The sequence below is a fragment of the Gilliamella sp. wkB292 genome, from assembly GCF_001690235.1.
Taxonomy (GTDB): Bacteria; Pseudomonadota; Gammaproteobacteria; order Enterobacterales; family Orbaceae; genus Gilliamella; species Gilliamella apicola_F.
This window is the reverse complement of record NZ_LZGO01000078.1, coordinates 87,653-101,112: the sequence shown is the minus strand read 5'-3', so window position 1 is coordinate 101,112 and position 13,460 is coordinate 87,653. Positions and strand designations below refer to the sequence as shown.

11 protein-coding genes and 1 CRISPR repeat array are annotated in these 13,460 nt (G+C 36.1%); of the genes, 4 read left to right on the top strand and 7 right to left on the bottom strand.

Going from position 1 to position 13,460, the window contains the following annotated elements; genetic code table 11:
* Positions 1-3 precede the first annotated feature (3 nt).
* Positions 4-996: a ribose operon transcriptional repressor RbsR gene (gene rbsR / locus A9G09_RS11015; protein WP_081297557.1), complete on the top strand. Its 993-nt coding sequence runs from the start codon at positions 4-6 to the stop codon at positions 994-996.
* A gap of 125 nt (positions 997-1,121) precedes the next feature.
* Here rbsR and fis read toward each other — a convergent pair whose 3' ends face one another.
* Genes fis through A9G09_RS10990 form a run of 5 tightly spaced genes read right to left on the bottom strand, consistent with a single transcriptional unit; the run spans position 1,122 to position 5,006 of the window.
* Positions 1,122-1,418, bottom strand: coding sequence for a DNA-binding transcriptional regulator Fis (gene fis, locus A9G09_RS11010; RefSeq protein ID WP_034883623.1), 297 nt, complete (start codon positions 1,416-1,418; stop codon positions 1,122-1,124).
* A gap of 7 nt (positions 1,419-1,425) precedes the next feature.
* On the bottom strand, positions 1,426-2,433 hold the full coding sequence (gene dusB / locus A9G09_RS11005) for a tRNA dihydrouridine synthase DusB (RefSeq protein ID WP_065634886.1): 1,008 nt from the start codon (positions 2,431-2,433) through the stop codon (positions 1,426-1,428).
* Between the two features lie 35 nt (positions 2,434-2,468).
* Entirely contained in the window at positions 2,469-3,335 is an 867-nt protein-coding gene (gene prmA / locus A9G09_RS11000) for a 50S ribosomal protein L11 methyltransferase (RefSeq protein WP_065634885.1), read from the bottom strand.
* Entirely contained in the window at positions 3,310-4,761 is a 1,452-nt protein-coding gene (panF, locus tag A9G09_RS10995) for a sodium/pantothenate symporter (protein WP_065634884.1), read from the bottom strand. The genes prmA and panF overlap by 26 nt, the downstream gene beginning before the upstream one ends.
* A gap of 8 nt (positions 4,762-4,769) precedes the next feature.
* Positions 4,770-5,006, bottom strand: a complete 237-nt coding sequence (locus A9G09_RS10990) for a YhdT family protein (RefSeq protein WP_065634883.1) — start codon at positions 5,004-5,006, stop codon at positions 4,770-4,772.
* A gap of 178 nt (positions 5,007-5,184) precedes the next feature.
* Between A9G09_RS10990 and ilvC the strand changes: the two genes are divergently transcribed.
* Positions 5,185-6,663: a ketol-acid reductoisomerase gene (gene ilvC, locus A9G09_RS10985; RefSeq protein ID WP_065634882.1), complete on the top strand. Its 1,479-nt coding sequence runs from the start codon at positions 5,185-5,187 to the stop codon at positions 6,661-6,663.
* Between the two features lie 1,081 nt (positions 6,664-7,744).
* Positions 7,745-8,072: a CRISPR direct-repeat array (repeat unit 28 nt; unit sequence GTTCACTGCCGTGTAGGTAGTTTAGAAA).
* A gap of 384 nt (positions 8,073-8,456) precedes the next feature.
* Positions 8,457-9,029: a cell division protein ZapC gene (locus tag A9G09_RS10980; RefSeq protein ID WP_065634881.1), complete on the top strand. Its 573-nt coding sequence runs from the start codon at positions 8,457-8,459 to the stop codon at positions 9,027-9,029.
* Here the strand turns inward: A9G09_RS10980 and A9G09_RS10975 are convergent.
* Positions 9,019-10,119: a YcbX family protein gene (locus A9G09_RS10975; RefSeq protein WP_255307749.1), complete on the bottom strand. Its 1,101-nt coding sequence runs from the start codon at positions 10,117-10,119 to the stop codon at positions 9,019-9,021. The two genes, A9G09_RS10980 and A9G09_RS10975, sit on opposite strands and share 11 nt — an antisense overlap.
* A gap of 153 nt (positions 10,120-10,272) precedes the next feature.
* Positions 10,273-10,758: a transcription elongation factor GreB gene (greB, locus tag A9G09_RS10970; RefSeq protein WP_065634879.1), complete on the bottom strand. Its 486-nt coding sequence runs from the start codon at positions 10,756-10,758 to the stop codon at positions 10,273-10,275.
* Between the two features lie 42 nt (positions 10,759-10,800).
* Between greB and A9G09_RS10965 the strand changes: the two genes are divergently transcribed.
* Positions 10,801-13,104, top strand: coding sequence for a Tex family protein (locus tag A9G09_RS10965; RefSeq protein ID WP_065634878.1), 2,304 nt, complete (start codon positions 10,801-10,803; stop codon positions 13,102-13,104).
* Positions 13,105-13,460 lie beyond the last annotated feature (356 nt).

Genomic DNA, 13,460 nt, shown 5'->3' with positions numbered 1-13,460 from the left:
CACTTGGCTACTATGAAAGATATCGCAAATTATGCGAAAGTATCTACTTCAACCGTTTCTCATGTTATTAATAACGATCGCTATGTTAGTCCGGCTATTCGCAGTAAGGTCGAGTCTGCAATAAAACAACTAAACTACACGCCATCAGCTATTGCACGTAGTTTAAAAAGTAATAAAACCTTTACTATTGGTATGTTAGTCACCACAAGTAATAACCCTTTTTACGCTGAGGTAGTGCAAGGTGTCGAGCGGAGTTGTTATGAACTCGGTTATAATTTAATTTTATGTAATACCGAAGGCGACCAGCAACGAATGCTCAACAATATTGAACATTTGTTACAAAAACGTGTTGATGGTCTATTAGCTATGTGCACGGAAACGTATTCTTTTCCGGAACAAATTTTTGACCGTTATCCTAAGTTACCCATGGTCATGATGGACTGGACGCCTTTCAAAGGCGTGTGTGATACGATTCAAGATAATTCATTTTATGGCGCAACATTAGCGACCCAGTATCTGATTGAACAAAATTATCAGCGTATTGCTTGTATTACCGGACCATTAAACAATACTCAGGCGCAATCGCGCCTTCAAGGGTATCGTCAAGCTATGCAGGATGCGCAATTAACCATTTTACAAGGTTACCAAGCGCAGGGCGATTTTCGATTTGCTTCCGGCATTGAGGCAATGCAGCATTTATTACAGTTGCCAATTCCGCCACAAGCTGTTTTTTGCTTTAATGATGCTATGGCTATTGGTGCTTATCAGGCTCTATATCGTAATGGTTTGAAGGCTGGAGAAGATATTGCTATTATGGGTTATGATGATATAGAAATTGCACAATATATTGCCCCACCGTTGACAACAATCCATCAACCCAAAGAAGAATTAGGACAATTAGCGGTTGAAACCTTATTAAATCGATTACATCATCCTGATGATAATCTGCATACCTTAACGTTAACACCAACGTTAGTTAAGCGTTTATCAGCCTAATTTTTATTTAAGCAAGTTGAACTAAAAACGTTAAGTTCAATTGAATAATGATTAATACATGATAGTAAAAAAGCGCCTGATTCGGCGCTTTTGGATTGTAAAACAAGATATCAATAAAGAGTTGATTAACTCATTCCATATTGTTTTAATTTTTTGCGTAAAGTGCCACGATTAATACCAAGCATATTGGCAGCTCTTGTTTGATTGCCACGGGTGTATTGCATAACCATATCAAGGAATGGGTGTTCAACTTCAGCTAACACTAATTCATATAAATCAGTAGGATCTTCACCATTTAGTTGTGATAAATAGTTTTTTAAAGCCTGCTTTACTGAATCTCGCAATGGTTTTTGTGTTATTTGGTCTTGTGAGTTTACAGTTGTAAATTTAAGTGCTGCAGCTGTAACGCGTTGTTCTGACATAGTATTTTTAACTCTTTTGGTTGTTTCTAATTTGAATAAAAAATGCTTTTAGTGTTTTAACTTGCTCACTTGTATTGCTAAGTACACTAAATAAGCGCCTAAATTGATCGCTATCAGCATAATAGTTGGTATACCAATTTACATGCTTTCTGGCAATCCGTAATCCTTTGTATTCTCCATAAAATTGATAAAGCTCATCAAGGTGTGTTAACACGATTTGCTCCACTTCATCAATTGTTTTTCTTTTTTTTAACTGTCCATGTGTTAAATAGAATGCAATTTCTTCAAATATCCAAGGTTGCCCTTGTGCCGCTCGGCCGATCATTATAGCATCAGCTTGCGTATATTGAAAAACATCTTTTGCTTGTTCCGGTGTACAAATATCGCCATTAGCAATGACAGGAATTGTCACATTTTGTTTTACCGCTCTAATCGACTCATATTCAGCCTCACCTTTGAATAAGCAAGCACGTGTTCTTCCGTGTATGGTTATTGCCTTAATACCACAATCCTGTGCAATTTGTGCGATTTCAATGCAATTTCTATGATTTTTATCCCATCCAGTCCGCGTTTTCAAAGTTACAGGTACGTCAACAGCACCAACAACTTTTTGCAAAATCTTTCTAATTAGCTCCGGATGCTGCATTAAAGCAGATCCTGCTAATTTTTTATTAACTTTTTTTGCTGGACAACCCATATTAATATCGATTAACTCAGCGCCATGTTTGACATTAAATTCTGCTGCTTTTGCCATTTCGTCGGGATCTGATCCAACAATTTGAACAGCTCGCACACCAATATCATCTGTTGACACCATACGTAATGCCGATTTATCTGTATGCCAAACATCTGAATTTGCTAAAAACATTTCTGATACAGTCATTCCAGCACCATATTTATGGCATAGGTGACGAAATGGTCTATCGCTAATTCCAGCCATTGGTGCAGCAATTAAATTATTTTTTAATTTTACCTCACCAATGCTAAGCAAATTGAGGCCGGCTATATTACGCATTTTTTCTCGAAGTTAAAAGGGGTAATGTTAAATTTTTACTTTTTTTTGCCGGTTATACGGCACCATTCGTCTTGCTCAATAACTGGATCTAACTCAAAATGCGCTTGATAAGCTAGGCAAACACTTTGTGCCTGCGATGCCAAAATGCCAGATAATCCTAATAGCCCACTTGGTTTAACCAGCTTATTTAGGTTTGGTTCGAGTTCTTTTAATGGACCGGCTAAAATATTGGCTACAATAACATCAGCTTGTAAATTATTGGGAATGTCGTTAGCAAGATAAAGCTGTAAATTATGGCTAACATTATTACGCTTAGCATTGTCACGACTAGCTTCGATAGCTTGTGGGTCGATATCGATACCAATAACTTGTTTTGCGCCTAATTTTAATGCGGCAATGGCCAAAATACCAGAACCACAACCGTAATCAATCACAATTTTATTGTTTAAATCTAGACCGTCTAACCAAGTTAAGCATAATGCTGTAGTTGGGTGGGTTCCTGTGCCAAATGCTAGACCGGGATCTAACATCACATTAACCGCATTAGGATCGGGCACATCTCGCCAACTTGGACAGATCCAAAGTCTCTTTCCAAACTGCATAGGATGAAAGTTATCCATCCATTCTCGTTCCCAATCTTTGTCTTCTAGTTGCTCAATTTTATAAGAATATTGGTCTAAATTAAGTATCGCTTTTAATTCATTAATATCTGTTTGAGCATCATACAGTCCGACTACATCGGTGTTTCCCCAAAGTTTAGTTTCACCCGGTAAAGGTTCAAAAACAGGATTATCATAAGTATCTTGAAAAGTGACTGATACAGCTCCCGATTCTTCTAGTTGTTCGCTGATTTGTTCAGCTAATTCATTAGTCGTATTAATTCTGAGTTGAATCCAAGGCATAATTTTTTCCTTTGTTGCCAAACATATTGGCTATAATAAAAACCACTAATCCAATAATTAAAGAAGGCACAATTGGGTGGAATGACAATAACTTAATATCATAACTGGCTAATAGTGTATAACTTATTGCACCAGCCAGCATTGAGCAGAGTGCTCCTGTCGCATTGGCTTTTTTCCAATATAATCCTAGTACTAAAGGCCATAAAAACACTGCTTCAAGCCCACCAAAAGCAAGTAAATTTAGCCAAATTATCATGTTAGGTGGATTCCAAGCGGCAAAAATCAGTAAAGCACCAAAAATGAAGGTAATGGTAACTGAAATACGCGTTAGAAACTTATCACTTAAATTGCTATTGGTTTTAATGCTTAAAAATAGATCTTTAATCAGAACGGATGATACTTGTAATAACTGCGCATTAATTGTTGACATGATCGCAGCTAGTGGCGCCGCTAAAAAGATCCCCGCAGCAAAAGGTGGTAATACATTAATAATTAATGTTGGTACAATTTGATCTGGTATTGTTAAATCATCAATGATTGCTCGTCCCAAGCTACCAGATAAATGCATCGTTAACATTATGATTGTGACAACAATTGTACCAATAATAATTCCCTGATGCACTGCTTTACTATCTTTATACGCCATGCAACGTACCGCGGTATGAGGTAACCCCACCACGCCAAAACAGACTAACACCCAAAATGAAGCCATAAACGGAAAATCCATAAAATGGTTTGGGCCTTGTGGTGTAAGCAGTGCTGGATCGATTTCTTGTAGTCGATGAATAATGGTTGTCATGCCGCCACCAGCATAGATAATCGCGCCAAGCAATAAAACGGCACCAATGATCATAACTAAACCTTGGAATGCATCATTTAATATACTCGCTCTAAAACCACCAAAAGCCGTATAAATAACGGTACCAATACCAAATATTAGTAATCCGCTATGGTAGGGAATACCTACTGATGATTCAAGCAGACGAGCGCCGCCAACAAATTGTACAGTCATAGCACCAATAAAGGCCACTATTAACGCGATACTTGCAAACCAAACAATGGTTTTACTTTTGTAATGCGCATAAAGCATATCGCTTAAGGTAATAGCATTATATTGACGTGCTAAAATAGCAAATTTTTTACCTAATATTCCTAATGATAACAATACGGTAGGGACTTGAATCATGGATAATAACACCCAACCTAAACCATATTTATAAGCAGCGCCAGGTCCACCAATAAACGAACTTGCGCTAATATAAGTTGCCGCAAGCGTCATGGCGAGTAAAAAGCCCCCCATCGTTCGATTACCAATAAAATAATCGGTAAATTGATTGACCTTTTTTCGCTTTATATAAGCATAAAGCGATAATGCAAATACAAAAATCAGGTAGATAACCAGTGGTAAAATAATATCGAAATGCATGGTTTGAATCACTTAGTCTGTTCTAAAGAGATATCTTTGAATTGAGATTTTACAACAATAATACATAACAAAATAAAAGCTAAAGGTGTCATTATGCAAGATAGTTCAAACCACAATGGTAAACCCCAAAAGCCTATTTTGTTGCCCACGCAATAAGCGCAAATAATCCAAGCAATGAGGTAAATAGCCGTTAACAGCAATGATAACTTAGCTTCTTTTTTAGCTTGCTTAAAGCGAGTATCCATCTTATACAAATTGCCGATAAATAAAAGGTGGCTTAGAGTAAAAGAAACCGTAAAACTTAGCAAGTATATTGCAATTTATGCAATATAATATTTTAAATATATCAATTTTAGCAATAAAAAATTTACTATATAGTGTAGTGCATATCAGTTATGAATTACTCAACTCATGGAGAGAACAATGTCAAATTACTTTAATACTCTAAATTTACGTGAAAAGTTACATCAAATTGGTCAATGCCGCTTTATGGCGCGTGACGAGTTTGCATCTGAAGCCAATTTTTTGAAAGGTAAAAAAATTGTCATAGTCGGTTGTGGTGCACAAGGTCTTAATCAAGGTCTTAATATGCGTGATTCTGGTTTAGATATTGCCTACGCTTTACGTAAAGAAGCGATTGCTGAAAAACGTGCATCGTGGAAAAAAGCGACCGAAAATGGTTTTAAAGTAGGAACTTATGAAGACTTAATTCCGACAGCTGATCTTGTTATCAATTTAACGCCAGACAAACAACATTCAGCTGTTGTCAAAGCTGTTCAACCACTGATGAAACAAGGTGCTGCACTGGGGTATTCTCATGGGTTTAACATTGTTGAGGTGGGCGAAAAGATTCGTTCGGATATTACTGTTGTTATGGTTGCCCCTAAATGCCCAGGTACCGAAGTACGTGAAGAGTATAAACGTGGCTTTGGTGTGCCAACGCTTATCGCTGTCCATCCTGAAAATGATCCTAAAGGTGAAGGTTTAGCCATTGCTAAAGCATGGGCCGCTGCAACTGGTGGTCATCGTGCGGGCGTTTTACAATCTTCATTTGTAGCCGAAGTTAAATCAGACTTAATGGGTGAACAGACTATTCTTTGTGGTATGTTACAAACGGGCTCACTACTTTGCTTTGATAAACTTGTTGCTGATGGTGTTGATCCTGCTTATGCATGTAAATTATTGCAATTTGGTTGGGAAACGATCACTGAAGCATTAAAACAAGGTGGTATAACGTTAATGATGGATCGCCTATCTAATCCTGCTAAATTACGAGCGAATGCTCTAGCTAAAGAGTTAAAAGTGATCATGACTGATCTTTATCGTAAACATATGGATGATATTATTTCAGGCGAATTCTCATCAACGATGATGAAAGATTGGGCAAATGATGATGCTAACTTATTAAAATGGCGTAAAGAAACTGGTGAAACAGCATTTGAAAAAGCTGCCGAATATCAAGGTAAGATCGACGAACAAGCTTACTTTGATCAAGGCGTTGTCATGATTGCGATGGTTAAGGCTGGTGTTGAACTTGCATTTGAAACTATGCTTGAATCTGGTATTTTAGCTGAATCAGCTTATTATGAATCACTACATGAGTTACCACTTATTGCTAATACAATAGCGCGTAAACGCCTGTATGAAATGAATGTGGTTATTTCGGATACAGCTGAATATGGTAACTATCTATTTGCTAATGCAGCAGTACCTTTATTAAAAGAAAAATTTATGCCAATGTTACAAGCGGGCGATCTTGGCAAAGCTATTCCAGAAGGTAGCGTTGACAATGCACAATTACGTGATGTAAACGAAGAAATTCGTAATCATCCAATTGAAATTATTGGTCGTAAATTACGTAGCTATATGACTGATATGAAACGCATAAATGTAGCAAGTTAATCAACTATCCTAACTAATAAAAGGTGTCAAATGACGCCTTTTATTATTTTAAAGTAAATATTCTCTATTGTTTGAATAAATGTTGACGTCATATCGACTAATATTAATCGTGTATATCAAAATCCTGTCATAGGATTGAGGATAACAGTACTACGATTTTTCACTTACAATTTACTTCAACTTTAAGAAATGCTAGTTAAAATGTAGTAACCTTTAATTGGATGATAGCGACTTAACTTATTTGGTTATATGGCATTTTTTTGTATTTTTTGGCAGCAAATAACGCTATGATATAGCCCATTTATTACTGAAATTTGAATCTTAATACTCTTTTTATTTAAAAAACTTTTAAGTTTTAGCAAGACGCTTTGGTGAGTTAGAAAGCTATTTAAAAATTTGTCGAACGCTATGCAAATAAAAAAGCATAATAATTTTATCAAAACCCACCATACAGCTAAACAATGCATTGATCGCGTTATCAATAACGGTCGATATTTAACAACCCACACTGCAGTGAATTCAAACTATTTTTCCCAACTGATCTATATTTATCTACACCATATACCTGACTGTGAACCGGTTACCTAAGGTTAGGTGATATTTACAAGATTTCTAAACTATTTATACGGCAGTGAACTTAACGAGTCGAGGAGGTCAATTATCTCGAATTTTCTAAACTACTTACAGAGTAGTGAATAAAAATACAGACTAATAGTAAAAATTACAGAGTGTTAATTAATTGTCCTATCTTGGGTAAAAATAAAATCAATGTTAAAACGTCGAACTTATTTATTACGTTAGTCACAGGTTATCAGCAATATATTATTGATTTTATTTTCTTACTGTAACCTGATTAATTGATTGATTTTTTGCTAAGAATTATAAGGCTATAAATAAATTTTAGCTTTATTACAGCTGAATAAATAAAACAAAAAATTCCCCTTTTTTTAACCCTTTTTTTTCGCCCATTTTAAAAGTTAATAAAATCAATAGATTAAAAATAGCTACAAAAAAAGGGTTTTTAAAAGCAAAAATATCATTTACCTTTATCTGAACAACGATTATAGTAGGTCGTACTCTAGTTCACTGCCGTGTAGGTAGTTTAGAAAAGCCATAAAAAAACCGCACTAGGCGGCTATTGGTTCACTGCCGTGTAGGTAGTTTAGAAAGTATTGAGTAAATTCTTTAGTGAACTGTGAATGTTCACTGCCGTGTAGGTAGTTTAGAAATTTTATTGTATTTGCAGATAACGCTAAAAAAGGTTCACTGCCGTGTAGGTAGTTTAGAAAATAGTCTGCCCACGTAGGGGGATTGCTAACAAGTTCACTGCCGTGTAGGTAGTTTAGAAAGTTTCGTCAAATATTTTTATTGTTCCGTCTTTGTTCACTGCCGTGTAGGCAGAGTTAAAAATTTTACAGAAATTTAGTTGTGATTAATATCTGGTTTACAATCATTTTATGCCTTGGATAAACCAAGGTAATCTTCTTCCTATGAATTATCTCATCATCATTTAAAATTATCTAAATCGATAATAGTCCTATCTCGCATTGATATTCTGTAAAGAAGTTTAATTAAAGCTATATGTTATGATATAAAAAAGTCGGATCGAATCGGATCAATGATCCTTAAAAAAGATCCAAGTTAGATCGTTTTGATTTTTACCCATTACTGATAAATTTTTTAAAAATTAAGCAATTAAAAAGTTTTTATTTTAATTTATTATTTATTTTTTATCTAAGTTATGTTATCTTTTTGTGCAAATTTAGTTCAACTTTAAAAAGGGTAATATCTCAATGAAATTAGCTTTTCGACCAACTGATAGTTGGCGTTGGTATTTTGATAGTGATTATGATAGCTTGATGCTTGAAGTATCGCCCGAAATGCTATTTCGTTCATGTTATCCTAGTAAAATGTTGATTCCCGATGTTTTTGGCGAGTTTCCTTTTTCTGTCAGTGATGCAACCGCTTATTATCAATTTTTTGATAGCTGTCAATTATTGAATCTTAACGATTCGCAAAAAATTGAATTGTCGATAAATGCAATTGTTGCTGCCAATTTTTTAAAGCCACAAATGCCAAAAAGTTGGTACTTTTCACAGCAAATAACGGCATATCGACCTAAAATGGCCGATATTGTTGTAGTAAATATGCAAGAAGGGGGGCAATCAGTGTTTTTAATGGTCGTTGAAGCTGGCGAAAACGCATCGCTGTGTATTATTGCTCAACCTACTTTTGGTGCTATGAATAAAACTTTCTATTTTTCAGAAGCGATTAAAGTCATGAACGATAGATTAATGCCAATTTCAACAAGTTCAATTGATGATATTCATAGTAAACATCCACTTGAGTTAGAAGCTATTTCTTAACTAATTCAATTTCAATATTACTTTTGGGGATACAGCTACAAGCTAAAATTCGATTTCCTCTTTTGATAGCAGCTTTAGTCATCGCTGTTACTTCACCACTTCTCAAAAGCACCTGACAACGTCCACAAACACCGGCACGACAAGAATAGGGCACAGCTATTTGATGTTGTTCTAATTGTTCTAAAATAGTTTGTTGATTATTGCCTTGAATTATTTGCTCATTGAGTGTGATTGTGCAAGGTTGTTGACTTTGATTAATTTGAGCTGGGAATGATTTAATATAATTTTTAGCCGGTTGTCGCTCCAGTACTTCTATCGGATCATCTAAACAGACGGTACCATGATTACGAGCAATCATATTCATACCAAAATCGATTTTACCCTCACTATCAGCTCTGAAATAGCGTAACGTTTTCAGCGGTTCATTATCGGTTGATAGTTTACTTGTTTCAACATTCATGGTTGTTACAACACATCGCGTACAGGGTTTAACAATATCAAATATAACTTGACCAATTTTAATGGTTTTCCAACCATCTTCTGCAAAGGGTAACGCATCTTTAATAATAATATTACCGCGAAATTGGCGAATATCGAGTTTTTCCGGGCATTGTTGTTGTAAATAATTAAAAGAGGATTGATTAAGTAACAGATAGGGATATCCATCAGCAAAGCTTACCGCTACATCAGAATAGTGTTTTGCACGTCGTGATAAATGGTTACCGACCCAACGTACTTGTACATCTTTTTGCAAGAACTGACTCATAAATTGATTGACACTAATTGGCGCAATATGCGAAGTAAAATGATTTCCCCATACTTGAGTAGGTTCAACATCTTGTGAAAAATCATCTAAATCAATAGCCATTGCTTGCTTAGAGGGTAATTGTAGATGAATCTTGTTATCTTCCAGTATGGTTTCGATTTTTAATAACTGTGGATATTGTCTTGCTGTAATAAAAGTCCCATCGGGTTCACTTATCATCAAAACACGATCGTATTGAAAGCCGCCTTCGGTTGTGGTGGCTTTTTTTACGGAAATACCTTTCATGGATTTGCAGGGATAAATGTATAACTGATCAACTAACATCATGATAATTGTACTTAAGATTCAATTGGTAAATTATAGCTTTATTTGCCTGCAAGTTATAGAAAATTATTCGTCAGACAACATTAGTAACATCTGATTGAGCATAATAAGTTGTTTGATTTTTTAAAGTGTCATTTTAATCAATTAAATAGATTAAAGGGTTAATTCTTGATAGCTAATAGCCATGATATAAAGGTAATTTGTGCCATTAGGGGTCATAACCGATATTTCATCATCGACCTTATGACCAATTAATGCACGGGCAACAGGGCTGTTTATTGAGATCCAATTTTTTTTCGGATCGAATTCATCGGTACCAACAATACGATAAACATGTATATCGCCGGACTCATCTTCAAGCTTTACCCAGGCCCCAAAAAATACTTTACCTTCCTGCTTAGGATCGGGATCAACAATTGTCAGTGTTTCTAAACGTTTAGTCAGAAAGCGTACGCGCCTATCAATTTCGCGTAATCTTCGCTTGCCATAAATATATTCTGCATTTTCACTGCGATCGCCAAGCGCTGCGGCATCAGAAACTGCTTGTGTCACTTGTGGTCTTTCTATTTTCCATAAATATTTCAGTTCACGATCGAGTGCCAAATAGCCCTCTCTTGTTATATAATTAGCTTTTTGCATAATAAAATTCTATTCCGTTAATCGATGATATACAGAGATACCATGATAAATAATCAAATTAGCCATATTATAGCCGGTGAACTCACGGTAAAACCAGAACAAGTTTTAGCGGCTATTCAATTATTAGATGAAGGAAGTACCGTCCCTTTTATTGCCCGTTATCGTAAAGAAGTAACGGGAGGATTAGACGATACCCAACTACGCACGCTAGACAGTCGTTTGAGTTATTTGCGAGAGCTTGAAGATCGTAAACAAACAATATTAAAATCAATCGAAGAGCAAGGTAAATTAACCACAGAATTAAGTGAAAAAATCACACAGACACTTAGCAAAACTGAGCTTGAGGACCTTTATTTACCTTATAAACCTAAGCGTCGTACCCGTGGGCAAATCGCCATTGAAGCAGGACTTGAGCCACTAGCTGATGATTTATGGCAAAGCCCACACCTTAATCCAGAAACCGAAGCGGAAAAATATATTAACAATGATAAAGGTATTGCTGATAGCAAATCAGCGCTAGATGGCGCACGCTATATTTTAATGGAACGATTTGCTGAAGATGCCGCTTTACTTGCTAAAGTTCGTCATTATTTATGGAACAATGCCCATTTAGTGTCGCAGGTTGTTGCCGGTAAAGAAGAAGACGGCGCTAAATTTCGTGATTATTTTGCGCAAAGTGAGCTTATCTCTAAAGTGCCTTCTCATCGCGCATTAGCAATGTTCCGTGGTCGTAATGAAGGTTTTTTACAACTATCATTAAATGCTGATCCTCAATTCGAAGAGCCGCCAAAAGAGAGCTATTGTGAACAGATTATTACCGAGCATTTGGGTGTTCATTTTAATGATCAACCTGCTGATAAGTGGCGAAAGGCAGTAATTAATTGGACATGGCGCATTAAAATTTTAATGCACATGGAAACTGAACTGATGACGACTTTACGTGAGCGAGCAGAAGAAGAAGCAATTAATGTTTTTGCAGCTAACTTGCATGATATGCTCATGGCTGCGCCTGCTGGTATGAAAGTCACGATGGGGATGGATCCGGGCTTACGTACTGGCGTTAAAATCGCGGTGGTTGATGCCACAGGAAAACTTGTTGCGACCGAAACAATCTATCCGCATACAGGACAGGCAGATAAAGCTGCTATGATAATTGCGGCCCTTTGTATTAAGTATCAAGTCGAATTAGTGGCGATTGGTAACGGCACGGCATCGCGTGAAACCGAACGTTTTTATCTTGATGTGCAAAAAAAATATCCCGAAGTGAAAGCGCAAAAAGTGATTGTTAGCGAAGCGGGGGCATCGGTGTATTCTGCCTCAGAATTGGCCGCGCAAGAGTTTCCGGACCTTGATGTATCATTACGCGGCGCGGTTTCGATTGCGCGTCGGTTACAAGATCCATTAGCTGAACTGGTGAAAATCGATCCTAAATCAATTGGTGTAGGACAATATCAGCATGATGTAAGTCAAACACAATTAGCCAAAAAGCTTGATGCTGTTGTCGAAGATGGGGTAAATGCGGTAGGGGTTAATTTAAATACGGCTTCTGTGATGTTACTCGCGCGCATTGCAGGGCTTAACAAAGTCATTGCCCAAAATATTGTTGATTGGCGTAATGACAATGGTCAATTTTCAGACCGCAAGCAATTGCTCAAAGTTGCAAGATTAGGGCCTAAAGCTTTTGAACAGTGTGCAGGTTTTTTACGTATCATGGATGGTAAAAATCCGCTCGATGCCTCTGCTGTGCATCCTGAAGCTTATCCGGTAGTTGAAAGGATTTTAGAAAAGAATCATAAATCCTTAAAAGAGATTCTAGGTGATAGCAGTTATCTTAAATCATTGAAAGCGGTTGATTATGTCGATGATCATTTTGGTGTGCCAACAGTCACAGATATCATCAAAGAGCTTGATAAACCCGGACGTGATCCAAGACCTGAATTTAAAACTGCCCAGTTTGCTGATAATATCGAAACAATGGAAGATTTAAAAATAGGCATGATTATGGAAGGTGCGGTAACAAATGTTACCAATTTTGGTGCATTTGTTGATATTGGTGTACATCAAGATGGTTTAGTGCATATTTCAGCTCTTTCAGATAAATTTGTAGAAGATCCGCGATCGATTGTCAAAGCTGGCGATATTGTAAAAGTTAAAGTGGTTGAAGTCGATATTCCACGTAAACGTATTGCATTAACCATGCGTTTAGATGATGCGGTGACCACTAAAGCCGAAGTAAATAAAAGCCAGCATCGTAGCAATCACGTGCAAAAAAATCACAATGCACCTTCAAGCACCAATAGTGCAATGGGTAATGCGTTTGCTGCTGCTTTTAAAAAAGGAAAATAATAACTTTTTTATCTGCTTTAATTTATTTTAGCGAATTAAAAGGGTGATGATTTGTCATCCTTTTATTCAATCTATTTGATATTATTTTCATTTTTATCGTTTGTAGAAATCACTTTGAAATCTATTTTTTTTGGTATAGAATTGCACAAATTATATTCTATTTTGGACGAATAAATTTAACAAGTTTACATTTTTTGCTCCAAATAGACGTTTAATTTTATACTCGGGTATAACCAACATATTCTTTTCTTTAATTAGCTTTTCTTTTGTATTTTTTTAATGTCATTATTTTAGTTTTAAATGCAACATAGGAATGGATTTTAAAAAAATAGTTACTATTTTTGCATCTAGCAATA